At 68.7% G+C, this 24,637-nt stretch carries 23 protein-coding genes; 11 read left to right on the top strand and 12 right to left on the bottom strand.

The genetic code is table 11. The features are described 5' to 3' along the window. Position 1: 1 nt before the first annotated feature. Positions 2–607, top strand: coding sequence for an NADPH-dependent FMN reductase (locus tag ACFYRU_RS01060; RefSeq protein WP_387651550.1), 606 nt, complete (start codon positions 2–4; stop codon positions 605–607). Here the strand turns inward: ACFYRU_RS01060 and ACFYRU_RS01055 are convergent. The 3 genes from ACFYRU_RS01055 to ACFYRU_RS01045 all read right to left on the bottom strand — a co-directional run bounded on the left by ACFYRU_RS01055 (position 604) and on the right by ACFYRU_RS01045 (position 4,679). Further along, the gene (locus tag ACFYRU_RS01055) at positions 604–3,120 is read right to left on the bottom strand and encodes an ABC transporter permease (protein ID WP_387651548.1); all 2,517 of its coding nucleotides are present in this window, start codon (positions 3,118–3,120) and stop codon (positions 604–606) included. The two genes, ACFYRU_RS01060 and ACFYRU_RS01055, sit on opposite strands and share 4 nt — an antisense overlap. Continuing rightward, a complete protein-coding gene (locus ACFYRU_RS01050) occupies positions 3,117–3,899 on the bottom strand; it encodes an ABC transporter ATP-binding protein (RefSeq protein ID WP_387651545.1) in 783 nt (260 codons plus the stop codon). The genes ACFYRU_RS01055 and ACFYRU_RS01050 overlap by 4 nt, the downstream gene beginning before the upstream one ends. A gap of 186 nt (positions 3,900–4,085) precedes the next feature. Continuing rightward, positions 4,086–4,679 carry a TetR/AcrR family transcriptional regulator gene (locus ACFYRU_RS01045; protein WP_387651542.1) on the bottom strand — a complete coding sequence of 198 codons (594 nt, stop codon included), beginning with the start codon at positions 4,677–4,679 and terminating at the stop codon, positions 4,086–4,088. A 108-nt stretch (positions 4,680–4,787) separates the two neighbouring features. On the opposite strand from ACFYRU_RS01045, the gene ACFYRU_RS01040 reads away from it, so the two are divergent. The 4 genes from ACFYRU_RS01040 (at position 4,788) to ACFYRU_RS01025 (ending at position 9,256) form a co-directional block, all read left to right on the top strand. Beyond that, a complete protein-coding gene (locus tag ACFYRU_RS01040; protein WP_387651539.1) occupies positions 4,788–5,774 on the top strand; it encodes a hypothetical protein in 987 nt (328 codons plus the stop codon). A gap of 190 nt (positions 5,775–5,964) precedes the next feature. Further along, positions 5,965–7,368: an extracellular solute-binding protein gene (locus ACFYRU_RS01035; RefSeq protein WP_387651536.1), complete on the top strand. Its 1,404-nt coding sequence runs from the start codon at positions 5,965–5,967 to the stop codon at positions 7,366–7,368. An 18-nt stretch (positions 7,369–7,386) separates the two neighbouring features. Further along, on the top strand, positions 7,387–8,313 hold the full coding sequence (locus tag ACFYRU_RS01030; RefSeq protein WP_387651534.1) for a carbohydrate ABC transporter permease: 927 nt from the start codon (positions 7,387–7,389) through the stop codon (positions 8,311–8,313). A 115-nt stretch (positions 8,314–8,428) separates the two neighbouring features. Further along, positions 8,429–9,256 carry a carbohydrate ABC transporter permease gene (locus ACFYRU_RS01025; protein WP_387651532.1) on the top strand — a complete coding sequence of 276 codons (828 nt, stop codon included), beginning with the start codon at positions 8,429–8,431 and terminating at the stop codon, positions 9,254–9,256. A gap of 1,105 nt (positions 9,257–10,361) precedes the next feature. Here ACFYRU_RS01025 and ACFYRU_RS01020 read toward each other — a convergent pair. Further along, positions 10,362–11,015 carry a hypothetical protein gene (locus ACFYRU_RS01020; RefSeq protein WP_387651530.1) on the bottom strand — a complete coding sequence of 218 codons (654 nt, stop codon included), beginning with the start codon at positions 11,013–11,015 and terminating at the stop codon, positions 10,362–10,364. Beyond that, positions 11,012–12,223, bottom strand: coding sequence for an MFS transporter (locus ACFYRU_RS01015; RefSeq protein WP_387651528.1), 1,212 nt, complete (start codon positions 12,221–12,223; stop codon positions 11,012–11,014). The genes ACFYRU_RS01020 and ACFYRU_RS01015 overlap by 4 nt, the downstream gene beginning before the upstream one ends. A gap of 142 nt (positions 12,224–12,365) precedes the next feature. On the opposite strand from ACFYRU_RS01015, the gene ACFYRU_RS01010 reads away from it, so the two are divergent. The 3 genes from ACFYRU_RS01010 to ACFYRU_RS01000 all read left to right on the top strand — a co-directional run bounded on the left by ACFYRU_RS01010 (position 12,366) and on the right by ACFYRU_RS01000 (position 15,105). Beyond that, on the top strand, positions 12,366–13,724 hold the full coding sequence (locus ACFYRU_RS01010) for a sensor histidine kinase (RefSeq protein ID WP_387651525.1): 1,359 nt from the start codon (positions 12,366–12,368) through the stop codon (positions 13,722–13,724). Between the two features lie 4 nt (positions 13,725–13,728). Continuing rightward, positions 13,729–14,376 carry a response regulator gene (locus tag ACFYRU_RS01005; protein ID WP_387651523.1) on the top strand — a complete coding sequence of 216 codons (648 nt, stop codon included), beginning with the start codon at positions 13,729–13,731 and terminating at the stop codon, positions 14,374–14,376. Between the two features lie 303 nt (positions 14,377–14,679). Beyond that, on the top strand, positions 14,680–15,105 hold the full coding sequence (locus ACFYRU_RS01000; protein WP_387651521.1) for a CBS domain-containing protein: 426 nt from the start codon (positions 14,680–14,682) through the stop codon (positions 15,103–15,105). A 40-nt stretch (positions 15,106–15,145) separates the two neighbouring features. Here ACFYRU_RS01000 and ACFYRU_RS00995 read toward each other — a convergent pair whose 3' ends face one another. Next, positions 15,146–16,492 (bottom strand): M16 family metallopeptidase, encoded by a 1,347-nt coding sequence (locus ACFYRU_RS00995; RefSeq protein ID WP_387651518.1) that lies wholly within the window; start codon positions 16,490–16,492, stop codon positions 15,146–15,148. After that, positions 16,489–17,775, bottom strand: coding sequence for a M16 family metallopeptidase (locus ACFYRU_RS00990; protein WP_387651515.1), 1,287 nt, complete (start codon positions 17,773–17,775; stop codon positions 16,489–16,491). Before ACFYRU_RS00990 ends, ACFYRU_RS00995 begins: the two co-directional genes overlap by 4 nt. 107 nt (positions 17,776–17,882) lie before the next feature. Here ACFYRU_RS00990 and ACFYRU_RS00985 point away from each other — a divergent pair, with 107 nt between their 5' ends. Together ACFYRU_RS00985 and ACFYRU_RS00980 are read left to right on the top strand one after the other, a co-directional pair. Then, positions 17,883–18,230: a YciI family protein gene (locus ACFYRU_RS00985; protein ID WP_387651512.1), complete on the top strand. Its 348-nt coding sequence runs from the start codon at positions 17,883–17,885 to the stop codon at positions 18,228–18,230. Positions 18,231–18,262: 32 nt separating this feature from the next. After that, positions 18,263–19,468 (top strand): RNA polymerase sigma factor, encoded by a 1,206-nt coding sequence (locus ACFYRU_RS00980; protein WP_387651509.1) that lies wholly within the window; start codon positions 18,263–18,265, stop codon positions 19,466–19,468. On the opposite strand, the gene hisN is transcribed toward ACFYRU_RS00980, so the two are convergent. Beyond that, positions 19,452–20,231 carry a histidinol-phosphatase gene (gene hisN / locus ACFYRU_RS00975; protein WP_387651507.1) on the bottom strand — a complete coding sequence of 260 codons (780 nt, stop codon included), beginning with the start codon at positions 20,229–20,231 and terminating at the stop codon, positions 19,452–19,454. The genes ACFYRU_RS00980 and hisN overlap by 17 nt on opposite strands. 124 nt (positions 20,232–20,355) lie before the next feature. Between hisN and ACFYRU_RS00970 the strand changes: the two genes are divergently transcribed. Further along, entirely contained in the window at positions 20,356–20,835 is a 480-nt protein-coding gene (locus ACFYRU_RS00970) for a DUF2231 domain-containing protein (protein WP_387651505.1), read from the top strand. Between the two features lie 41 nt (positions 20,836–20,876). On the opposite strand, the gene rsgA is transcribed toward ACFYRU_RS00970, so the two are convergent. The 4 genes from rsgA to ACFYRU_RS00950 are packed head-to-tail and all read right to left on the bottom strand — an operon-like array spanning position 20,877 to position 24,598. After that, the gene (gene rsgA, locus ACFYRU_RS00965) at positions 20,877–21,920 is read right to left on the bottom strand and encodes a ribosome small subunit-dependent GTPase A (RefSeq protein WP_387651502.1); all 1,044 of its coding nucleotides are present in this window, start codon (positions 21,918–21,920) and stop codon (positions 20,877–20,879) included. Then, positions 21,920–23,188: a 3-phosphoshikimate 1-carboxyvinyltransferase gene (gene aroA, locus ACFYRU_RS00960; RefSeq protein WP_387651499.1), complete on the bottom strand. Its 1,269-nt coding sequence runs from the start codon at positions 23,186–23,188 to the stop codon at positions 21,920–21,922. Before aroA ends, rsgA begins: the two co-directional genes overlap by 1 nt. Positions 23,189–23,238: 50 nt before the next feature. Next, positions 23,239–23,811: a DoxX family protein gene (locus ACFYRU_RS00955; protein WP_387651497.1), complete on the bottom strand. Its 573-nt coding sequence runs from the start codon at positions 23,809–23,811 to the stop codon at positions 23,239–23,241. Positions 23,812–23,869: 58 nt separating this feature from the next. Then, positions 23,870–24,598 carry a DsbA family protein gene (locus ACFYRU_RS00950; RefSeq protein ID WP_387651494.1) on the bottom strand — a complete coding sequence of 243 codons (729 nt, stop codon included), beginning with the start codon at positions 24,596–24,598 and terminating at the stop codon, positions 23,870–23,872. Between the last annotated feature and the right edge of the window lie 39 nt (positions 24,599–24,637).

The following is a 24,637-nucleotide window of genomic DNA, read 5'->3' as shown; positions in this document are numbered from 1 at the left end:
GATGGCGTCAGTCGCGTTCGAGCCGAAGGTCGTACCGGACGGACCGGTGTGGCCGCAGTCCGTGGTCACCGTGGTCGGCAACCCGCGTGCCGGTTCGCGGACGGCCGCCGCCGCGGCATCCGTCGCGGAGCTGCTCGCCTCCGAGCTCGGTGCGCCGTACCGCATCGACGAGCTGATCGACCTGGTGACGTTCGCGCCGGCGATCTTCCAAGGAGACCAGGCCGGCCGCGAGGAACTGGCAAGTGCGATCGACCTGGTGTCGTCGGCGTCCGTGATCGTCGTCGCGACCCCGGTCTACAAGGGCAGCTACACGGGCCTGCTGAAGAGCTTCCTGGACGTACTGCGCCCGGCCGCGCTGGCCGGCTCCGTGGTCGTCCCGGTCACGGTCTCCGCAGCCCCGAGCCACAAGCTCCTCGCCGACCAGCACCTCCGCCCGGTCCTCGCCGAACTCGGCGCCAGCGTCCCCGTTCCCGGGGTGATCCTCGAGGAACGAGACCTCGAGGATCTGCAAGTAGTCCTCTCGTCCTGGATCCGCACCAACGCCGCCATCGTCCAGGCCACCACCATCGCCCTCCAGCCCACCCCGGAGCCGACGCCCGCGCACTAGTCGGCGTGGGTCGGTTGGGTGGGGGAGTGGTGTAGAGCGGTGGTTGCGGGGATGAGGGTGGACAGGAAGGTCAGTGCGGTTGCTGCTGCGGCGATCGCCAGGTAGATCCAGACCGGGCCGGTGGGGATGGCGCTGCCGGAGACCTTGGAGGAGTACGGGAGTAGGCAGGCGAGTGCTACCGCCGTACCCAGCGTGATGCCGGTCAGGGTGATCAGGGTGCTTTCGGTGGTGAGCATGCGGAGTACCTGGAAGCGGGTGGAACCGGTCAGGCGTTGCAGGGCGAACTCGCGGCGACGACGTAGCGTGGTCGAGACGAGTGTGTTCACCACAGAGACCGCGGTGTAGGCGATCAGCATTCCTACGAGCATGTAGTTGACCCAGGCTTGCGTTTGCAGGTCCTCGACGTTCGTGGCAACCAGCGCGCTGCGGTCTGCTACCTGTACGCCGGGGTGCGCGGCTGCGAGTTTGGCCAGGGCCGGACGTACGTCGGCGTTCGGTGCGGCGCGTACCAGGAACTGTTTGGTGAGGCCGTCCGTTGTGTGCGCGGCTACGAGTGTCGCGGGGAGCATGATCGTTTCGTAGCCTCGTTCGGCCGCGAAGGTTGCTACTACCTTCAGCTTGACGGTGGTGCCGTCGCCGAGGGTCATGGTGATGTCTGAGCCGACACCGTGGTTCGTCTTGGTGGCCATGCTTTCCGGGATCGCGGCGGTCAGGCCGGACAGTCCCGTGAGCGAGCCGGCAGTCAGGCGTACGGGAGCCGTACCGTCTGCGCCTTGGGCGTCGACGCCGACCACCGGGGCGCCGTCCTCGTCGAACGGGGCGTTGCGTGGCTCGTCGACCGCTCCCATGCTGCGTACGTACGCCGACGCGCTGGCGACTCCTGGCGTAGCTCGTACCTGGTTCAGAAGCTGTGAGGACAGGCCGGCGTCTGAGACCAGTACTGCATCTGCTCTCAGGTCGCGGGTGAATGCTGTTGAGGAGGCGTGTACCTGCGTGGTCTGCATGTACAGGTTCGCGGTGGAGATCCCTACGGCAAGCATGACCGGGGTTACTGCTGCCGACAGGGCAACGGATCGTGCGGAGAGGTTGCGGATTGCCAGGCGGCCGTTCACGCGTGTGAGGGCCTGTACCGGCCAGCGCCAGATTGCCAGGACAAGCTTGGTCCAGAACGGGCCTAGTAGGGCTACGCCGATGGCCCAGCAGAGGACGGACGGGCCTGCGGTGGCTGCGGCTAGCGGGCCGCTCATGACCGTTGCGGTGACGATCAGGAGAGCGAGTCCACCGCCCAGGGCTGCTAGTCCGAAGAACAAGCGGATCCAGCTGAACCACTTACGTTGCAGCGACGCCTCGGCGAGGGCCTCTACCGGGCGGATCTTCGCGGACTTGCGGGCGGCGATCAGGGCGGCGCCGATGGCCGCGAGTACCGCTGCTCCCGCGCCGGCGGCGAAGGGGATCAGGCCTTGGTAGAACTCGACGACCGGTGAGGCTACGCCGTGGGACGCCAGTTGGTTGAAGAGGAATCGGCCCAGGAAGAAGCCCGGGATTGCGCCTAGTGCCACGGCCGGCAGGGAGACCAGGAGTGCTTCGCCGAGGATCATGCGGCGGACCTGGCCGGGAGTGGTGCCGATGCCGCGGAGGAGGGCGAACTCGCGCTCGCGGTGCTGGGCGGCGAGCGCCAGGGTGGAGGCTACGACGAACATCATCGTCATGGTGGCGATGCCGCCGAACGAGCCGGCGATCGAGATGAGCGCCGTACGGTGGGACTCGGCGTCGGGGTGTTCGGCCAGACCGCGGTCCACGCCGGCGCGGACGGTCAGGTTCGGGTCGATCGCCTTCAGTTCCTTCTGCACCTTGTCCAGATCGGTGCCGGAGGCAACCTGTACGCCGATGTCGGCGAAGCGTGCCGGGTTCTGGACCAGGTGTGCGGCGTCGCGGTCGTTGAAGAACGCGTGTCCTGCGGGGCCTGCTGCGATGCCGCTGACGGTGTAGGTCCTCGGTTCTCCGTTGATCAGGAATGTGAGGTGCTGTCCTACCTTGCCGGACGAAACCACTACCTGTCCGGATCGTGGCGCGTGCCCAGAACTGAGGTGGTAGGGCGCGAGCACGGCCGAGGACCAGTTGTGGCCTTCGGCAACCAACGGGCCGCCGGCCCCGCCGGGTCCCGCTCCTGCGCCGGGTCCGGTGGTTGGGGTGGTGATGGTGGTGAAGGTGTAGTCGCCTACCGCGGCGGTTACGCCTTGGGTGGATTGGATTTTGGGGAGGAGGGTGGTGGGGACGCCTACTCGTTCGGGCAGGGGGGTGGCGTCTTCGGCGCCGGGGCGGAGGTGGGACTGGTTGCCGGTGACGACCAATGAAGTGGCCGCCAGGCGTTGTGGGGCGACGTTCGACCGGATGCCGGTTTCCATCAGGCCGCCGCAGGCCATCACGATCGCGGTGCCGAAGACGACGGCGACGAACGTGGCCAAGAAGCCGCCCTTGCGGTAGCGCAAGGTACGGAGGGCCAGGCGCATCATCCTGCCACCGCCTGGAGGGAACGGGCACCCAGGTGGGTCATCCGGTCGGCTACCTGCTCGGCTGTCGGCGCAGTCAGGCTGCCGGCGAGCGCACCGTCAGCCAGGAACACCACCTGGTCGGCGTACGACGCAGCGACCGGATCGTGCGTCACCATGACCACCGTCTGCCCCTGCGTACGCACGGGCTCGCGCAGCAACTCCAGTACGTCTGCAGCGGTCTGCGTGTCCAGCGCACCGGTCGGCTCGTCAGCGAAGATCACCGCCGGCCGCGCGACCAGCGCACGCGCGATCGCGACCCGCTGCTGCTGCCCACCGGACAGCTCACCCGGACGGTGCTTGTGCCGGTCACCCAGCCCGACCCGCTCCAGGACCTGCCGTACGGCGGCCTTGTTCGGGCGGCGACCGTCGAGTTCCTGCGGCAGGCAGACGTTCTGCCAGACGTTCAGCGTCGGCAGCAGGTTGAAGGACTGGAACACGAACCCGATCCGCTCCCGCCGGAGCTCGGTCAGCTTGCGTTCGCTCAGTCCGGCCAGCGGTAGTCCGTCGATGTGCACGCTGCCGGACGTCGGGCGGTCGAGCCCCGCGGCGCAGTGCAGGAACGTGCTCTTACCCGACCCGGACGGCCCCATCACCGCGGTGAACGTCCCGGGCGCGAACTTCATCGAGATCCCGTCCAGGGCGATGACGGCGTTCCCGCCACGGCCGTAGACCCGTCGTACATCCTGCAGGACGACCGAGTACCCGGTCCCGTCGACTGCTTCCCGCGCGCGTTTCCTCATGCCGACGACGCTACGGAGCACCAGCCGGCCGCCCCATGGTGCTGGACCGCCGGGCGGGGTGGGGGTAGCTCCACCTGGCAGGGGACCGGCGGACAGGTAGTGCACCGGTGAGACGCCGTACGCGCGGGACCGACCACGCTCAGGTGCACTACCCGGCGGCGGACACCTCCTGTCGTTCGGTCCCGCCTACCGCAGCAGTGCCCGCAACCCGGCCTTGTACGTCGCGGGGGTGATGTCACCGATCAGCAGTCGCTGCAGCACGAACCCGGGGATCATGCTGAACATCACCTGCGCGACACACTCGGGATCGACGTCCCGGTCGAGGGTGCCGTCGGCCTGCGCGCGGCGGGCGATCACCAGGAAGTGGTCGCGGAGCTTGCGGTACTTACCCTTCGCGATCCCGCGGATCTCCTCGTTGCGGAGCGACTCCGCCCAGGCCTGCACCGCGATCCGGGTCACGTCGCCACCGGGCCGCTGGGCGACCAGCACGACATGGTCGATCGTCGCCTCGAGCGCGGCCAGCGGGGTCAGCGGCGCGTCGGTGGCGAGCAGCCGCTCGAAGAGTTCGTCGACGGTACCGAGCGCGTCCTCGGCGATCGCCGCGACGATCTCCTCCTTGCTCTTGAAATAGCCGTACACGGCGCCCGCCGAGAGCCGGGACTCGCGGATCACGTCGGCCATCGTGGTCTTGTGGAAGCCCTGTTCGTTCATGCACGTGCGGGCCGCGGCGACGATCTGCTCGCGGCGGGCAAGGCGGTGTTCCTCGGTGACCTTGGGCACGTCCGCAACATAAAACGAATGTCCGTTCTTGACAAGGCGACGCCCGGTTGCCACCCTCGGAATCATAAAGAACGATCATTCGGTTTTAATGTCGAGGGAGTCCCGACCATGACTACTGACCGGCGCAGGCCGCCCCTGATCGCCGTCGTCACGCTGCTGACCGCGGTCCTCACCGTGTTGCTGATCGCGTTCGCCTGGCCGTCCGCGCGCTCCCAACCGCGGGACGTCCCGCTCGCCGTGTCCGGCCCGGCGCCGGCCGTCGCGCAGGTGCAGACCGCGCTGAACCAGGCGATTCCGGGCGGCTTCGCGATCACCGCCGTACCCGATCGGCAGGCGGCGGTGCAGCGGATCAAAGACCGGGACGCGTACGGCGCGATCGTGCTCGACACGGGACAACCCGAAGTGCTGACCGCGTCGGCCGGTGGCCCTGCGGTCGCGCAGATCCTCACGCAACTCGCCGGCCGGATGCACCCGGACGGAGCGGCGAAGGTGACCGACATCGTCCCGCTGCCGAAGGAGGATCCGCGTGGTGCGGGCCTGGCCGCCGGTGCGTTGCCGCTCGTTCTCGGCGGAATCATCGCTGCGGCAGGGCTGACCCAGTTGGTGCGGTCGGGGGCGAAGCGGATGATCGGTGCGTTGACGTTCGCGGTCACCGGCGGGCTCGCGCTGGCCGCCGTACTGCAGTACTGGCTCGGCTCCTTCGAGGGCAGCTACCTCGGGAACGCGGGCGTGATCGCGATGTCGATCGGCGCGATCAGCCTGACCCTGCTCGGCCTCGAGTGGCTGATCGGTGCGCCGGGGCTCGCGCTCGGCAGCGCCGTGATGATGCTGCTCGGCAACCCGCTCTCCGGGATGACCAGCGCGCCGGAGATGCTGCCGAGCGGCTGGGGCACGCTCGGGCAGTTCCTGCCGCCCGGAGCAGCCGGTACGGCGCTACGTTCGGTGAGCTTCTTCGACGGCAACGGGGCGGGCCGGCCACTCGTTGTACTCGGGTGCTGGCTGCTCGCCGGCTTGCTGTTGTGCGGACTCGGCGCACTCCGCGGCCGGGGACGCGCCGTACCCGCCAGGCATGAGGCGTCGGCGGTCGTGGCCTGACAAAGTAGGGGTATGACAACGCGGTGACCGGATCGTTACGTGCCGGTCACCGCGTTACTGCGCTACTGGGGCGACAACGTTGTCTGTCAAGCATTGACTTCGCTTGCCGGAGGCTCCTACGGTCGCGGGAAAGCCCGCAGGGTTTGGGCCGTGGTACCGGGATGACAACGATTGCCCGAAGGTGGACGTGATGGTGAAGATGAAACGTTTCCAAGCAGCGGCCGCGGTGGGTGCCGCGCTGCTGCTGGCGGTGTCGGCCTGTAGTCAGGGTTCGACGACCAAGCAGCCGGACGCCGGCGGCTCGCAGAGCGCCGGGCCCGCGCACATCAAGATCGCGTACCAGCAGTGGGGTCCGGGCGTGGTGATGAAGAACTTCCTCACCGGCGTGAAGTCCGAGTACGAGTCCGCGCACCCCGGGTCGCAGGTCGAGATCGTTCCGGTCGTGGCCAGCGAGAACGACTACTACACCAAGATCCAGTTGATGATGCGCTCGCCGAACACGGCGCCGGACATCGTCTACGAGGACACCTTCCTGATCAACTCCGACATCACCGCGGGGTACCTGAAGCCGCTCGACGACTACATCAAGAACTGGGACCAGTGGAGCCAGTTCGAGGACACCGCCAAGGGCGCGGCGCGCGGCCAGGACGGCAAGACGTACGGCATCCCGGACGGTACGGACACCCGGGCGCTCTGGTACAACAAGCAGATCTTCGCCAAGGCCGGGCTGCCGGCCGACTGGCAGCCGAAGACCTGGGACGACGTGCTCAGCGCGGCGCGCACGATCAAGCAGAAGGTGCCCGGCGTCATCCCGTTCAACATGTACTCCGGCAAGCCGATGGGTGAGGCCTCGGCCATGCAGGGCTTCGAGATGCTGCTGTACGGCACGAAGGACACGCTGTACAACTACGACTCGAAGAAGTGGGTCGTCGGCAGCCAGGGCTTCAAGGACTCGCTGAACTTCGTCAAGACGGTCTTCGGTGAAGGCCTGGCTCCGTCGCCGAAGGACGCGCTCAGCCCGAACATGGGCAGCAAGGTCGGCACCGAGCTGCTGCCGCAGGGCAAGCTCGCGATCGACCTCGACGGCTCCTGGATCTACAGCAACTGGCTGAAGTCCGGCGCGAAGCCGTGGCCGCAGTGGAGCACCGTACTCGGCCAGACCGCGATGCCGACGCAGGACGGCAGCGGCAAGGGCAAGGTCAGTCTCTCCGGCGGCTGGACCTGGGCGATCCCGGCGAAGTCGAAGAACCCCGACGCGGCCTGGGACTTCATCAAGACCCTGCAGACCCAGCAGAACGCGGCGAAGTACGCCACCGACGGCGCGCAGATCGCGGTCCGCAAGGACGTCGCGTCGGACGCTGCGTACAAGGCCTCCTCGGCGAGCACGAAGTTCTTCACCGACCTGGTGTCGGTGACGGTCTACCGGCCGGCGCTGCCCGAGTACCCGAAGGTGTCCAACGAGATCATCACCGCGATGGAATCGGTGATGACCGGGCAGTCGAAGCCGGACGACGCCGCGAAGAACTACGACCAGGCGGTCGAGGGCATCGTCGGCGGCAAGGACAGTACGACGACGAAGAGCACCGGCCAGTAGTTCGGAGGATTCTCCCCTGTGACGACGACTGTCGCTCCCTCCTCCACGGCCGCCGCTGGTACCCCCAGCCGGCGGCCGCGGGGAGCCAAACTCGTCCGGATGCTGCCGCTGTCGCCGGCCATCGGACTGATGCTGGTCTTCCTGGCCGGCCCGATCATCTACTGCGTGTACGCCGCGTTCACGAACATGGCGCTCACCGGTACCGGCGCCGCGAACGTCAAGTTCGTCGGGCTGGACAACTTCCGCAAGGCCTTCGGCAGCGGCGCGTTCACGAACGCAATCTGGCTGACGCTGGTGTTCACGTTGATCTCCGCGATCATCGGCCAGAACACGCTCGGCCTCGGGCTCGCGCTGCTGATGCGCAAGTCGACGAAGGTGGTTCGCAACTTCGTCGGTACCGCGGTGATCGGCGCGTGGGTACTGCCCGAGGTCGTCGCGGCGTACCTGCTGAGCGCGTTCTTCAACGACGACGGCACGCTGAACGTGATGCTGCACTGGGTCGGCCTGCCCGGTCAGGACTGGTTGTACGGGGCACCGATCATCGCCGTGTCGCTGGCCAACATCTGGCGCGGTACGGCGTTCTCGATGCTGGTGTACTCCGCCGCTCTGAGTGAGATTCCCAAGGAGATCGAGGAATCCGCCGAGATGGACGGCGCCGGCGGGTGGCGGCGGCTCACGTTCGTGACGCTGCCGATGATCACCCGCGCGATCATGACCAACCTGATGCTGATCACGCTGCAGACGCTGAGCGTGTTCGGCCTGATCTACGCGATGACCCGCGGCGGGCCCGGTACCAAGAGCCAGACGTTGCCGCTGTACATGTACGAGCAGGCGTTCAGCTTCTCCCAGATCGGCTACGGTACGGCGATCGCGCTGGTGATGCTGGCGATCGGCGCGGTGTTCTCGCTGATCTACCTGCGTGGACTCAACTCGGAGGCAGCGTGACAGTGCATATGGCGCGACTCCGTCGCGCTGGATCATGGGGCTGTTGCTCCCGGTCTTCCCTCGTCGCTCTGGTCGCTTCGCTCCCGCCGCTCCTCAGTCCAGACCGGGAGGCCCCATGATCGCGCGCGACCGTTTCAGCAAGGTGACGTCGAACCTGATCCTGCTGGCCATCGGTGTGCTGTTCGTCCTTCCGTTGCTGTGGGTGTTGTTTGCCTCGATCAACCGTACGGCGGGACTGCGGGTGGAGTTCCCGACGCATCCGACGCTGGGCAACTTCAAGGCTGTGCTGAACACGGACACGACGTACCGTCCGGTGTTCAACGGGATCGTGCTGTGTGGTGGGGCCGCGTTGCTCACGATGATTTGCGCGGTGCTGGCGGCTTATCCGCTGTCGCGGTTCCGGACCCGGTTCAACCGGCCGTTCCTGTTGACGGTTCTGTTCTGCACGGGGTTGCCGATCACTGCGGTGATGGTGCCTGTCTACGGGTTGTTCGTACAGCTGAACCTGGTCGACACCATTGGTGGCACCATCATGTTCATGGCGACCTCGGCGTTGCCGTTCGCGATCTGGCTGACGAAGACGTTCATGGACGGCGTACCGATCTCGCTCGAGGAAGCCGCCTGGGTCGACGGCGCCGGCAACATGCGCGCGCTGTGGGCGATCGTCCTGCCGCTGATGTGGCCGGGGATCGCGGTCGTGCTGATCTTCACGTTCATCGGCATGTGGGGCAACTTCTTCGTACCGTTCATGCTGCTGCTCTCACCCGAACGGTTGCCGGCGTCGGTCAGCATCTTCACGTTCTTCGGCCAGTACGGCGAACCGAACTACGGGCAGCTGGCGGCGTACTCGCTCATCTACACCACCCCCGTACTCCTCCTCTACCTCCTCCTCAGCCGCAAACTAGGCGGCGCCTTCGCCCTAGGCGGCGCCATCAAAGGCTGACCAAGGACACCGCTCCGCGGGCCAACGGACACCGCTTCGCGGCGGCTGTCTTTTGGCGGCCTTCGGCGCGGTGCGCGGGAGGTAGTCCCCGGGGTGCGGGCGGTCGCGCCGGGTGCTGTTGTGGTGAAGGGTGGAAAGGACACCGCTTCGCGGCGGCTGTCTTTTGGCCGCCTTCGGCGGCGTGCGCGTGAGGTGGTGCCGTGGCGGAGGTGGTCGGCGCCGGGTGCTGTGGTCCGCGTGAAGATCACCGCTTCGCGGCGGCTGTCTTTTGGCGCCTTCGGCGCGGGCGCGCTGGGTGGCCGCTGAGCTGAGTTGGCGGCGCTGGCTGGTGTGGTGCACCGGTGGGAAGGCTGCCGCTTCGCGGGAAGTCCTGTCTCGACCTGCCGCACTCCATCAGCCGTAGCGCGGGCCTATTGGCAGATCAACCTCGGGCGAGGTCATCGCCTCGTTTATCAGCGCACGCGCAGGCTGCGGCAGCACCCGCCCCAACGGCAACTCAACTCGGGGCTCTGGTTGATCGCGCACCTCACCGGGTACGCCTCGGACTGCAAGTCTGCCGCTGCTGTCCCTGCAAATCTGCCGCTCCGCAGCTGCAAACCTGCCGCCCGCCCGACTGCAGATCTGCCGCTCTTCCGGAACCGGCCGTCCGAGGAAGCAGGGCAGCCGGTGCGGCGCGCGCGTGGGGTGGTCGCGTAGCTGGGGTTGGTCGCGCGAGGGCTCGTGGTGTCGGCGGAGGTATGGGGGTGGGTGTTGTGATCGCATTGTGCCGGCGGGCGGCCCACCCCGGTTGAGGTGGCCCTGTTCGGGGAGGGAGTGTCGCGCGCGGAACGGCCCCCGAACCCAAGAATCAGAGCACCCGGCGCCATCGACTTGGACCCCACGATCGCCTCCCGCGCCACGCCGAAGGCGCCAAAGAAAAACAGCCACCGCGAAGCGCTGTCCTTTCACCCCACACCACGGCACCTGGCGCCACCGCCTGCACCCCGGGACTACCTCCCGCGCGCCGCGCCGAAGGCGCCAAAAGAACAGCCGCCGCGAAGCGGTGACCTTTCGCCCGCGGACCACAGCAGCCCTCGCGGAGCGGCGTCCTTTGGGGGCGGGGTGGTTAGCGGGTGAGGGTTTGTTTCCAGGTGGCCAGTTTTTGTTCGAAGGTGTTGGTCCATTGGGGGTCGGGGAGGGCTTGGGTGTAGCGGGTCAGGGCTGTGGGGGCGAGCGCCGGGATGGAGGCGGGGGCGGCTTCGGTGGCTACTGCCAGGCGGATGGTGAAGGTGGACAGGCGGGTCAGGCGGTCGTGGTCCGGGGTTTCGGACAGGTCTTTGAGTTGGGAGCGGAGTTGTTTGAGGGTGCGGAGGGCGGTGCGGTGGTCGCCGCGGCCGGCTGGGGTGGCTAGGTCTTCGGGCGGGATGCCTAGGAAGGTGGCGATTTCCGGGTCGGCGGTGGTGGCGGCCGGTTTGCCGAAGAGGCGGGGTTTGCCCAGGTGGTCGGTGAGGTCGGACAGCAGGGTGTCCAGGGCGGCGGCGAGTGCGGGGACGGAGCGGTCGGCGGTTTTGCGGCGGTTGGTTTCGAGGGCGGTGAGGCGCGTGTGCTCGGCTTCGACGGCCGTACGGAGAGGGCCGGGCCAGTCGTCCAGGCCGGTCAGCTCTTGCTGAGGTGGGGCCGACGGGTTGAGGGCGCTCGCGTCCAGCGGTTTGGCGCCGGAGCGGGCCGCGGTGATTTCTTCCTCGAGCTTCTTCTTGGGTCCCGGGACGATTGAGCTCACGCGTCCAGCCTACGCAGGTTCCAGACGGACGGGACGACGAGTGTGGCGACGGTGATGAGTACGAAGAGTGCGGCGCCGTACAGTTCGACGGCTTTGGCGCTGATGGCAACCGCGACGTACCCGACCGTCAGTTGGCCAACGGGCCCGGCGATGAAGGAGCCGAGCATGTCGTACGACGAGACGCGGGAGAGCTTGTCGATCGGGACGTGCTGGCCGAGGGCCGTTTCCCAGCTGATGCCGAAGATGTCGAAGCCGACGCCCAGTACGAACGCCGCGATCGCGACGGCCCACAGCTGCGGCAGCAATGCCAGGCACAGCATGATCGGTACGGTCAACAGCATGCCGAGCATCCCGGTGCGCAGCGGGCGGCGGGGTTTGAGGCGGAGCATGATGATGCCGCTGGCAACGAGTCCGGCGCCGAAGCAGGCGCTGACGAGACCCCAGCCCGTACGCCCGAAGGTCTTGTCCGCGATCACCGGGCCGAGGACTTGGTAGCACGCGGTGTAGATCAGGTTGAGCAGCGCGAACGCGAGCACGATCACCCACACCCACTGCCGGGACGCGAACTCGTGCCAACCCTCGCGCAGGTCGCTGAGCACCGAGCTGGCGGCCCGTTCGATCCGCGGGATCGACAACCGGGACAGCAGGAAGGCTCCGATCAGGAACGTCAGGCCGTCGACCGCCAACCCGATGCCTGGGCTGGTCAGGCCGACGATCACACCGGCGACCGCGCCGCCGCCGATCATTGCGGCGGAGCGCGCGAACCCCGCGATCGCGTTCGCCTGGGGGAGTTCGGAGCGGTCCACGATCGACGGCAGGATGCCGGTCATCGCGGGCATCACGAACGCGGACGCGATCCCGTTCACCGCCTCGATCGAGGCGAGCTGCCAGACGGTGGCGTGCCCGGACAGTACGAGCGCCGCCGCCAGGCCCTGGGTGAGACCGCTGATCGTGTTCGCGGTGACGAGCACGAGGTGCCGGGGCAACCGGTCCGCGATCACGCCGCCGATCAGCAGGAACACGATGTTCGGGATGCTGCGCGCCGCCAGTACGGTGCCGACCGCGCTCGCGGAGTCGGACACGTCGAGGACGGCGAACACCAGCGCGACCGGGGCGATCGACGACCCGAGGATCGAGATGAACCGGGCGGACACGAAGACCCGTACGTCGCGATGCCGCAGTACCGCCAAGTCCTGCCGGAACCCCACCCCGCCACCCCTCTCCCGAACGCGGCGAGCCTAGCCGACCGCGGCACCGGGAGCGCCGGATTATCCGTACCGCATAGAGACCGATCGGTTCCGCAAATGACGGCGTGCGGGCAGGGTCATGACTGGCGTACGGTCTGTGATTGTGAGCAGGCGTCGGCTGGCGGGAGGTATGTGGGCGGCACGCGGCAGCGTTGCGCTCGTGGTCGTTGTCTGTTGCCTGGCCGCACTGGCACTCGGCGTGGGGAAGTGGGAGCGCGAGTTCGGGTCCCAGAGCCTGGCCGCGCACCTGGTACTGGAGACCGTCAACGCGTGCGTCGCCCTCCTGCTCGCGTTCCTGGTGTACGGGCGCTTCCTGCGTACGAACACCTGGCAGGATCTCCTGCTGCTTCAGGGACTGGTCGTCATCGGTGTGGCGAACGCCCTGCTGAGCGTCACGCTGATGAAGAACGAACCGGTCGGCCCGTTCGGCATCTGGTTGCCGCCGTGTCTGCGGATCGTCGGCACGCTGCTGATCGCTGTGTCTGCCCTGGTACCGAACAGGCATACCCGGCGGCGCGGCTGGCGGCACTGGGCGCTTGCGCCTGCCGTGGTCGGCATGCTCTTGCTCAGCGCTGTTCTGTATTGGCGGAAGGCGTCGCTGCCCGCAGCGTCGGCAGCTACCTCGGACGGCTTCTTGGTTCCACAGTTGCTGACACTCGTCTTCTTCGTAGTAGCCGCGGTGGCGTTCACTCTGCAGGCCCGCAGCCGCGACGACGTTCTCCTGCGCTGGCTCGGCCCTGCTTGTGCAGTAGGTGCTTTCGCGCGTTTGAACTACCTCCTCTTCCCACCCGTACGCCCCGACTGGCTGTACTCCGGTGACGCGCTGCGGACCGCGTCGTACCTGCTGCTGCTCATCGCGGCCGGCCGTGAGATCAGCAGGCACTGGGCGCTGCAGGCAGAGATCGCTGTGGCCGAGGACAGAAGACGGCTCGCCCGCGAGATGCACGACGGCGTACTGCAGGAGCTCGGCTACATCCGCTCGGAGATCTCCACGTTCGACGGCCCGAAGGTCGAGAAGATCCTCGGCGCGAGCGACCGCGCGCTGGACGAGGCGCGGCAGATGCTGGAGGCACTCGGCCGTTCGGACGACGAGCCGCTCGGGTTCGTGCTGCACCGGGCCGTCGAGGAGCTCGCCCAGCGGTACGGCGTGACGCTCGACCTCGCGCTGGACGAGTCGATCGTGGTGGACCGCCCGCAGCGGCACGCGCTGGTACGGATCGCGCGCGAGGCCGTGCTGAACGCGGTACGGCACGGCAAGGCGGAGCGGGTACGGATCGAGTTGAGCCGGCACGGCGACGAGAGCATGCTGCGGATCGCCGACGACGGGACCGGTTTCGACTCGGCGCAGCGGCAGACGGGGTTCGGGCTGATCAGCATGCGCGAGCGCGCGGAGGCGCTGCCCGGTACCTTCGTACTGACGACGCAGCCGGACGAGGGGACGACGGTGGTGGTCAGGTGGTGACGAGGTGGTGACCGGCGAGCCGCAACGGGTGGTGATGGCCGACGACCATCCGCAGCTCAGGGCGCACATCCGGCAGGCCCTGGAGGCGGGTGGGTTCGAGGTCTGCGCGGAGGCGGCGAACGGGCCGCAGGCGGTCCGGTTCGCCGAGGAGTACGAGCCGGACGTCGTACTGCTGGACATCCACATGCCCGGTGGCGGGATCCGGGCGGCGGCGGAGATCTCCCGGCTGCTGCCGGACATCGCGATCGTGATGCTGACCGTGTCCCGCGACGACAACGACCTGTTCGACTCGCTCCGCGCCGGCGCGTCCGGCTACCTGCTCAAGGACACCGATCCGGCGCGGCTGCCGGAGGCGCTGCGCGGGGTGCTGTCCGGTGAGGCGGCGATCCCGCGGTCGCTGGTCGCGCGGATCCTCGACGAGTTCCGCGAGCCGGGCCGACGGCGCTCGGCCCGGCGGTCGAAGGCGGCCCTGCTGACGTCCCGGGAATGGGAGGTGATGGGCCTGCTCGGCGAAGGCCTGACCACCGACGAGGTGGCCAAGCGGTTGTTCCTCTCGCCGACGACGGTTCGCGTCCACATCTCCACCGTCCTGCGCAAGCTCCGGGTCAAGGACCGCCAGGCCGCCATCGAAATGCTCCGCGACGAACGCTGACCACAGGCGTCGACGGGCGCTGCGGGCGAGCGTTGGAGACGAGTGCTGAACCGGTCGTGCGGGAGGTCCCCCCTCCTCACCGCCCGCACGACCGGTCCAGCTCCTTGTTGCCTGCCGTGCACGATCCCCCCTCGCCCACGACCTGCAGTCACCCTAAGTAGCGAGCGCCCGGAGTGCCAGACCTTTGAGCGTTCAAAGACCTAAACACCGCGGGCCGGAGCGGTTGTCCGTCGTTGTCACCGGGGGTGACCGGGGGATTGCCGTTACCTTGGGGTATTGGTCCTTCGATCTGCAGGAGGCTCCGTGAAGATCAACGACGTACTGCGCGGCAAAGGCAACCAGGTCGTCACCATCTCCCCAGAAGCCACTGTCACCGAACTGCTCGCCCTGCTGGCCGAGAAGAACATCGGCGCGGTGGTGGTCAGCGCGGACGGGTCGACCGTGTCCGGGATCGTGTCCGAGCGCGACATCGTGCGGCTCTGGAACGGCACGCCGGACGCGGGCGACGTACGCGTGAGCGCGATCATGACGGCCGAGGTACACACCTGTACACCCGACGACCTGATCGACAACCTGATGCGGATGATGACCGACCGCCGGATCCGGCACGTCCCGGTCGTTGTCGACGGCAACCTTGCCGGGCTGGTCAGCATCGGGGACGTGGTCAAGTCCCGGATCGGTGAACTCGAGTTCGAGCGGGAACAGCTGTCCAACTACATCACCAGCTGACCGGCGGCTGCCCCCGACCCGTTCGGGGGCAGCCGGTCGGCTACAGCTCGACCAGGTCGCCGAGGTCGAGGCCCTCGAGCTGAGGACGGACGTCCTTGGCTTCTCCGACCACGACCACGAGCAGCCCGTCGGCGCCGACGTACCGCCGGTAGGCCTCGGTCGCCTCGACTGCGGTGGTGGCTGCGATGTTGGTGAGGTACGTGTCGGCGAAGTCGATCGGTACGCCGTTCGCGATGTTGCTGCCGACCTGCTGGGCGACCGAGTCGGCCTGTTCGTAGCGCAGCGGCGCGGTCCGGATCAGGCTGTCCTTCGCTTCCTGGACCTCCTGCTCGGTCAGCCCGTCGCGGGCCTCCCGCAGGATCCGCAGCGCGTCACCGATCGCGGCACCGGTGACCTCGGTCCGTACGGCGCCGCCGAGGCTGAACGTTCCGCCCTTGCGCGGCGCCGCGAAGCTGGTCCGCGTGCCGTACGTGTAGCCCTTCTCCTCGCGCAGGACCGTGTCCACGCGGGAGGTGATCGTCCCGCCGACGACATGGTTCGCGACCGCGGCCGCGCCCCACGCCGGATCCCGGCGGTCCGGGCCGGCGCAGCCGATCAGCAGTTGGCTCTGCACCGAGCCCGGCCGGTCGACCAGTACGACGCGGTTGCCCGGAAGGTAGATCGGCTCCGGGGTCTCCAGCGCCGTACCGGCCGTGGACGTCCAGCCGCCGAAGGCCGCGTCGATGATCCCGGCCACGTCCACGCCGGTCGCGTCGCCGGCGAACAGGATCTCCGCCCGCTCCGGACCGATGTTGTTGCGGTAGAACTCCGCGACCTCGACGTTCGTCAGCGGCCGGATCGTGTCCGGCCGGCCCGCGGTCGGCCGGGACCGCCGCGTCGACGCGTCGAACAGATGCGCCGCGAACGCCTCCCGCGCCCGGTAGCCGGCGTTCGCCCGCTCCTGGTTGATCTCGCCGAGCCGGATCGTCACGTGCCGCCCGACGTCGGCCTGGTTGAAGGCCGGCTTGGTGATCGCCTCGGCCAGCAGCTCGACGGCCGGCGCGAGGTGCGAGACCGGTACGGAGATCTCGACGTGCAGCGCGTCCGAGCTGACGTCGACGCCGTACGCGGCGCCGTGCCGCTCCAGGGCGGCCGCGAACTCGTTCGCCGAATGCAGCTCGGTGCCCTCGTCGAGGGTCCGCGACATGATCGTCGCGACGCCTTCGAGGTCCCGCGGTTCGGCGATCAGCGGCATCGCGATCGTCACCCGTACGGTGGCTACGTACTGCCCCGGGCGGTCGAAGACGTGCACCGGCGTACCGACGCTGGTCCGGGTGGTCGTCGCCTCCGGGAACCGCCACGGACGCGGCGCGCCGACGGCCGGCGGAGTGGTCAGTACCTGGTTCATTCCTGGTCTCCAGAGGTCTCGGTACGGCGGTACGTGACCTGGACGCGGCCGGTCGAACGGATCCACTTCGCGGCGGCCGCCTGGACCTGGTCGACGGTGACGGCCTGGACCTGGTCGATCCGGGTGTTGATCCGGTTCGGGTCGCCGAACAGCAGCGCGTGGTGGGAGATCTCGTCCGCCCGGCCCGCGCAGGTCGCGAGCTGCTCGAGCCAGTCGCGTTCCGCCTGCGCCTGAACGGTCGCCAGTTCGTCCTCGGTGACACCGTCGGCCGCGAGCTTCTCGATCTCCTCGAGCAGCGCGTCCTCGACCTTCTGCAGGTCGACGCCGTCGGACGCGATCCCGGTCAGCGTCCCGAACGACACCCCGCCGATCAGCGGCAGCGCGCCACCGGACACCGACTGCGCGATCTGTTCGTCGCGGACCAGGCGCCGGTTCAGCCGGCCGCTCTGCCCGGCGGCGAGGATGTCCAGGGCCAGCCCGGCCGCGTCGAGTTCCGGCGTACCGTCGACCGGCAGCCGGAACATCATCGTGACCAGGTCGGACGGTACGTCGGACGTCACGTCGTCACGCTGGACGTCGGTCATCGGGCCGATCGTGCCGTCCGGCGCGGGCGGCGGGGTCGGGATCGCCGGCAGGTGGCCGAAGTACCGCTTGGCGGCGTCGAACGCGTCCTCCTCGGACACGTCGCCGACGATCGTCAGGACCGCGTTGTTCGGCCCGTAGTACTTGCGGAAGAACGCGTGCACGTCCTCCACCGAGGCCGCGTCCAGGTCGGCCATCGAGCCGATCGTCATGTGTGCGTACGGGTGGCCCTCGGGGAAGGCGAGCTTGACGAGCCGCTCGTACGAGTCGCCGTACGGGCGGTTGTCGTAGCTCTGCCGCTTCTCCTCCTTCACCACGTCGCGCTGGTTGTCCAGGTTCTCCTGGTTGACCGCGTCGAGCAGGTAACCCATCCGGTCCGCCTCGAGCCACAGCGCCAGGTCCAGGCCGCCGCTGGGCAGCGACTCGAAGTAGTTCGTGCGGTCGAAGAAGGTGCTCGCGTTCAGGCTCGCACCGGCCGTCTCCAGCAGGCTGAAGTGCTGACCGGAGGCGACGTTGCGCGACCCCTGGAACATCAGGTGCTCGAAGAGGTGCGCGAACCCGGTCAGGCCCGGTGGTTCGTGGCGCGATCCCACGTCGTACCAGAGGTTGACTGCGAGGATCGGGACGGCGCGGTCCGAGCTGACGACGACCCGCAGGCCGTTGTCCAGCGTCTGCTCCGCGATGGGGTAGTCCAAGGGCATACCGGCCACCATACGTGGTCGGGAAACTTCCTCGTGGCGGTTGTCGATTTCGGCCGGGGTCGCGCATCGGAGTGGTAGATGCTGTAACCGAGAGAGGTGACGGAAACGTGGGCAAGTACTTGGTGATGATCTACGACGACGAGGCGAAGTGGGCCGCGGACGACGGATCGGTGATGGAGCAGAACCACAAGAACCACCGGGCCTTCGCCGAGGCCAACGGCAGTGCGATCCGCAGCGGCGGGCAGCTCGACGGGAGTGAGACCGCGACCTCGATCCGGTCCGACGGCAACGGCGGGTACGTCGTCACCGACGGGGTGTTCGCGGAGACACGGGAGGTGATGGGCGGGTACTACATCATCGAGGCCGCCGACCTGGACGAAGCACTCACGATCGCGAAACAGGTCCCGTCCCCCATGGGCGGCGTCGAGGTCCGCCCCCTGGTCAACGGTGGCTGACATCCACCCACACGGCGACCCCGGTGGCTCGGGTGGCTGATCCGGTGGTGGAGGCGGTGGCGGCGGCTCATGTTTCGGAGTGGGCCGCCGTACTGGCTGCGACCGCTCGGGTGGCGGCGGATCTGGATCTGGCTGAGGACTGTGTGCAGGACGCGTACGCGAAGGCGCTGCTGCACTGGCCTTCGGAAGGCGTGCCGCGACGGCCGGGTGCCTGGTTGACGACTGTTGCGACCCGGCGGGCGTTGGAGCATCGCCGGCGGGCGGATGTGGCGCGGCGGAAGCTGTCGCTGCTGATCCCGGCCGACGATGTCGTCGACGAGACCTTTCCCGACGACCGCCTCCGCCTGATCTTCACCTGCTGTCACCCGGCGCTGTCGCAGGAGGCGCAGATCGCCCTCACGCTGCGGTTGGTCTGCGGGCTCACCTCCGCGGAGATCGCCAAGGCCTTCCTGGTGAAGGAAGCCACCATGCAGGCCCGCATCACCCGAGCCAAACAAAAGATCTCCCGCACCGGCATCCCCTACCGCATCCCCCACCGCGCGGAACTCCCCGACCGCATCGAAGCAGTCCTCGACGTGGTCCACCTCGTCTACACCACAGGCCAAGCCGCCGGCTCAGTGCCGGGCGAGGACGGACACCACCGATCAGTGCTGGGAGAGCGGGGGATCGAGCTTGCCCGGATGATTCGGCTGCTCTTGCCGGGGAGTGCTGAGGTGACTGGGTTGCTCGCGCTTCTCCTGCTGACCGAGGCTCGGCGGGGGGCCCAGGTGGGCGGGGAACTGGTGTTGATGGAGGACCAGGACCGCTCGCAGTGGGACCGGGAGCTGATCGCCGAGGGGTTGGCGTTGGTACCGGAAGCGGTCGCGCCAGGTGGGCGGTTCGGGTTGATGGCGGCGATTGCCGCGGTGCATGTGGAGGCCGAACGCTGGGAGGACACCGAGTGGTCCGAGATCCTGGGACTGTACGACCTGTTGGTCGCGAGGTGGCCTTCGCCGGTGGTCCGGTTGAATCGGGTGGTGGCGGTCAGCTATGTGGAGGGGCCTGCGGCGGCGCTCGAGCAGTTGCCCGATGATCCGGCGTTGGCGACGTACCCGTACCTGTACTCCACCCGGGCCGAGTTGCTTCGACGGCTCGGGCGGCTCGACGAGGCACGGGTGGCGTACGAGGAAGCGCTTGTTTTCACCAGTGATCCGGCACAGGCCGCGTTCCTGCAGCGGCGGCTTACTCGAGACGTTTGAGGACTTCGTCGTGGAGGCGGCCGTTGGTGGCGACGGCGTTCGGCCCGTTCGGGCCGGGGGCGCCGTCGATCGAGGTGAACTTGCCGCCGGCCTCGTCGACGATGATCGCCAGCGCGGCCATGTCGTACAGGTTCAGCTCGGGTTCGGCGGCGATGTCGACCGCGCCCTCGGCGACCAGCATGTACGACCAGAAGTCGCCGTACGCGCGGGTCCGCCAGCAGGACTCCATCAGCTCGGCCCACTGGTTCTTCTTGCCGAGCTTCTCCCAGCCCTTCAGCGACGCGTACGACAGCGACGCGTCCTCGAGCTTGTTCACGTCGCTGACCCGGCAGGGCTGCGACGAGTGCAGCGCGCGGCCGGTCCAGGCGCCGTCGCCGTACGACGCCCACCACCGCTTCCCGAGCGCGGGTGCGGACACCACGCCGACGACGACCTGGTCCTCGATCATCAGGCTGATCAGCGTGGCCCAGACCGGGACGCCGCGGATGTAGTTCTTGGTGCCGTCGATCGGGTCCACCACCCAGCGCCGGACCCCCCAGCCGGTGGTGCCCTCCTCCTCGCCGACGAACGCGTCCCGCGGACGGGCCCGGGCGAGCGTCTTACGCATCACGTCCTCGACCTTCTTGTCCGATTCGCTCACCGGGGTGAGGTCGGGCTTGGTGGCCACGTGCAGGTCGAGCGCCTTGTAGCGGTCCATCGTGGTCGAGTCCGCGTCGTCGGCCAGGATGTGGGCGAGCCGCAGGTCATCCGTGTGCGAAGGCATGCCGGAAGGCTAGCCTGTACTGCTCCCGAGCGCGCCGGGTGCCCGCGACAAGATTGAACCGAATCGGGTCGTCGAACGTGCCATTGGTGTCCGACCACGACCTCAAGACTGCCGGGAGGCGTCAATGTTCGAGCGCTTCGGGGATCTGCCGCTGCACGTGCTGGTGATCCATCTCGCCGTGGTGGTGCTGCCGGTGAGCGCACTGACGGCGATCGCGTTCGCCGCGGTGCCGAAATGGCGTACGTTCCTGCGCTGGCCGGCGCTCGTCCTCGGCGTCGGCGCGCTGGTGTGCGCCTTCGTGGCGAAGAAGAGCGGGGACGCGTTCGTGGCCGCGCTGCCGCAGCTGCAGCAGTTGGTGCAGGTGCACCGCTCGCGGGGCAACCTGCTGCTCTGGTTCGCGCTGGCGTTCGCGATCCTGGTCGTCGCGGCCTTCCTGTTGCTGCCGACAACAGGAAGGGGTGCGGTGGCAATCAACAGCCGCCCGCTCCAGCTCGTCGTCACCGCGGCCGTCGTCGTGATGGCCGTCGTGATGATCTACCAGACCATCCGCACCGGCGACGCCGGCGCCCGCGCCGTCTGGGGCGGAACCCTGCCGAAGAAGTAGCGGACCTCCACCACTCACCAATGAAGCTCGTCCGGCGCGGCTTACGCCTGGCGAGGCGGTTCGGAGCCTCCGACGGCGGGGTTGGTGAGTGGTGCAGGTTCGGTCCTGCCCTCACGGGAGGCGAGCAGGCGCCTGAACGAGGTGACCCTGGCGGGGTCGGCCCGCCCGTCGGCGACCGCCTCGTCGAGGGCGCAGTCGGGGGCGTCGGTTGCGTGGGTGCAACCGCGTGGGCAGTCCTCGGCGAGTTCGGCCAGGTCCGGGAACGCGTGGATCAGCTTGTCCGGATCCACGTGCGCGAGCCCGAACGAGCGGATGCCCGGCGTGTCGATCAGCCAGCCGCCGTCCGGCAGCCGCAGTACGACGGTGTTCGTCGACGTGTGCCGCCCGCGGCCGGTGACCTCGTTGACGATGCCGGTGGCCCGGTCCGCGCCGGGGATGATGCCGTTGACCAGCGTGGACTTGCCGACGCCGGAGTGGCCGACCAGCACGCTCGTACGGTCCTGGAGTTGCTCGCGGAGCTCGGTCAGGTCCCCGCCCTGGTGGGTGGCGACCGACTCGACGCCGAGCGGCCGGTAGATCGAGAGCAGCGGGTCCGCGGCGGCGAGGTCGGTCTTGGTGAGGCAGAGCAGCGGCCGCATGCCGGCGTCGTACGCGGCCACCAGGAAGCGGTCGATCAGGCCGGTGCGGGGCTCGGGGTTCGCGACCGCGACGACGATCACGAGCTGGTCCGCGTTCGCCACCAGCGGGCGTTCGATCGGGTCGTCGTCGTCGGCCGAGCGCAGCAGCAGCGTGGTCCGGGGGAGGACCTCGACGATCCGGGCCAGGGTGCCTTCGTCGCCGCTCGCGTCGCCGTCGAGTTTGACCCGGTCACCGACGATCACGCCCTTGCGGCCGAGCTGGCGGGCCTTCATCGCGGTGACTTCGCGCCCCGAGTTGGTGCTGCCGACCCAGCAGGTGTAGCGGCCGCGGTCGCGGGTGATGACGAAACCTTCGGCGGCGTCGTCGTACGAGGGGCGGTCCTTGGTCCGCGGCCGGGTGCGCCGCTTGGGCCGGTCGAACCGGGCCTCCTCGTCGTACCGCGACATCAGCCGACGAGCCCTGACCAGAGTTCGGGGAATTCCGGCAAGGTCTTCGCGGTGGTGCCGATGTTCTCGATCCGCAGGTCGTCGACGAGCAGGCCGAGGACCGCGGCGGCGTGCGCCATCCGGTGGTCGTCGTAGGTGTGGAAAAGCCCACCCCGCAAGGGCTTCGGGCGGATCGCGAGCCCGTCCTCGAGCTGCGTCACGTCGCCACCGAGCGCGTTGAGCTCGGTCTCCAGCCCGGCCAGGCGGTCGGTCTCGTGGTTGCGCAGGTGCGCGATTCCCCGCAGGTACGACGGCCCGTCGGCGAAGGCCGCGACCGCGGCGATCACCGGCGACAGCTCACCCACCTCGCTCAGGTCGAGGTCGACCGCAGCCACCCGACCGGTACCGCGTACCGTCAGGTCGCCCTCCGCCAGCGTCACCGCTGCGCCGAACCGGGTGAAGATCTCGGGCAGCTGCCCGCCCGGCTGCGTGGTCTCCGCGGGCCAACCGGTGACGGTGACCGAGCCGCCGGTGACGACGGCCGCGGCCAGGAACGGTGCGGCGTTCGACAGGTCCGGTTCGATCGCGGTGTCCAGCGCCTGAATGGGGCCGGGGGCAACGACCCAGCGGTTCGGCTCGGCGTCGTCGACCTGGACGCCGCGCTCACGCAGCATCGCCACCGACATGTCCAGGTGCGGCTGCGACGGCACCGGCTTCCCGTCGTGGCGGATGTCGACGCCCTCGTCGTACCGGGCGCCGGCGAGCAGCAGCGCGGACACGAACTGGCTCGATCCGGAGGCGTCCAGCGTCACCGTGCCGCCGCGCACCGACCCGGTGCCGGACACGGTGTACGGCATCCGCCCGGTGCCGCCGTCGTCGATCTGTACGCCGAGAGCTCGCAGCGCGCCGAGGATGACCCCCATCGGCCGCTCGCGCGCGTACTCGTCGCCGTCGAACGCGACCACACCGTCGGCGAGCGCGGCGACCGGCGGGACGAACCGCATCACGGTGCCGGCCAGACCGCAGTCCACGTCGGCCGGTCCCTTGAGCGAGCCCGGAGTGACGGTGACCGTCGTACCGCTCTCGCTGATGCCGACGCCGAGCGAGACCAGGGCGGACCGCATGAGCGAGGTGTCCCGGGCCTTGAGCAGGCCGGTCAGGTGCGACGGCCCGTCGGCGAGCGCGGCGAGGATGAGCGCACGGTTGCTGATCGACTTCGATCCAGGCACCGTCACACGTCCCGAAACCGCACCCTCAGCCCGCGGCGCCGGCCATCCCTGCTCGCTCATTCCACTCCCTCAACTCAGGTATCTACCACCCTGAGCCTAGGGCATCGGGATCAGCTGAGCTCCGCCTTCGCGAGACGGGCGGCCTGCTTGGCCTCGCGGGCGAACTGCTTCGCCTCCCGCTTGGCTGCCTTCGCGCCGCGCTTGGTCTCGCGCTTGGCGGCCTTGGCGCCGTGGGTGGCCCGCCAGGCGACGCCCGGCTTGCCCTCGGTGTCGACGGCAGCGAGCAGCAGACCGCCCAGCAGCCCCAGGTTCTTCATGAACTGGATGCGCTGCTGGTTGCGGACCGCCTTGTCCTTCTCCTGCCAGAACGCGTGGCCGGCGAGCGTCGTCGGCACCAGCGAGGCGGCCAGCAGCGATGCGCCGAGCCGGCGGCCCTTGCCGGACGCCAGCGCGACACCGCCGAGCACCTGGGCCGCGCCGTTCAGCCGGACCAGGTTGGCGGTGGTGTCGGGGATCCGGTCGCTGACCGCGGGCGGCGCGACCTTCTTCACCATCGGAACGAATCGATCGGTGACCGGTTGCGCCTTGGGGACGAGCGGCTCCGGGTTGCGGATCGCGTTCGCGCCCTGCACGACGAAAATGACGGACAGCAACGGCCTGGCCAGTGCGCGCACGACAGTCATGCCTCCTTCATACACCACGTTTCGTACGAGTTCCGGTACCCACCGCTGAACCCTGCGATCAGATGGGGCATCCGTCCGGGCCGCACTCGGCGTCACCGTCGGTCGCGCCGGGAGCGGTGATCAGCGTCACGGGCTTACGGTCTGCGTTCGCTCGCCGCAGGGCCTCCTGGAAGACCTCCACCGGCTGGGCACCGCTCACGCCGTACTTCTCGTCGATGACGAAGAACGGGACGCCGTTGGCGCCGTACGCCAGGGCCTGCGCCTGATCCGCGGCGACCTCGTCCGTGTACGTAGTACCCGCCAGCACCTCACGCACCCGCTCGGTGGGCAGGCCGACCTCTGTGGCCAGGTCCGTCAGTGTGGCGTGGTCACCGACCGGGAGGCCGTCGGTGAAGTACGCCTTCAGGAGGCGCTCCTTGAAGCGGCCCTGGGTGTCAGCAGGAACCTCACCGGCTTCTGCGAGTTCACGGGCCAGGTGGAGAACACGGTGCGCATCCACGGTGTTGGCGGACTTCGCCTGGTCGAGGTGGTACTCGAGACCGACCTCCGCTGCCACCTCGGTGACGTGAGCGTTCGCCTGCACGCCCCACTCGCGGCCGCGGCCGTACTTCTCGCCCAGGCGGGTCGGCAGGTCCCGCGGGTCGTCGTTCGTCGACGACGGGTCGAGCTGGAAGCTGTGCCAGACGACCTCCGCGGTGTCACCACTGTCGGCAAGGGCCTCTTCGAGGCGGCGCTTGCCGATGTAGCACCACGGGCAGACGACGTCGGACCACACATCAATGCGCATAACTGTGGGCAACTGAGCACTACAGGGACCTATTCCCAA

Source organism: Kribbella sp. NPDC004536 (genome assembly GCF_042873835.1).
In the GTDB taxonomy this organism is placed as follows: domain Bacteria; phylum Actinomycetota; class Actinomycetes; order Propionibacteriales; family Kribbellaceae; genus Kribbella.
This window is presented reverse-complemented; position numbering and strand designations above follow the sequence as displayed.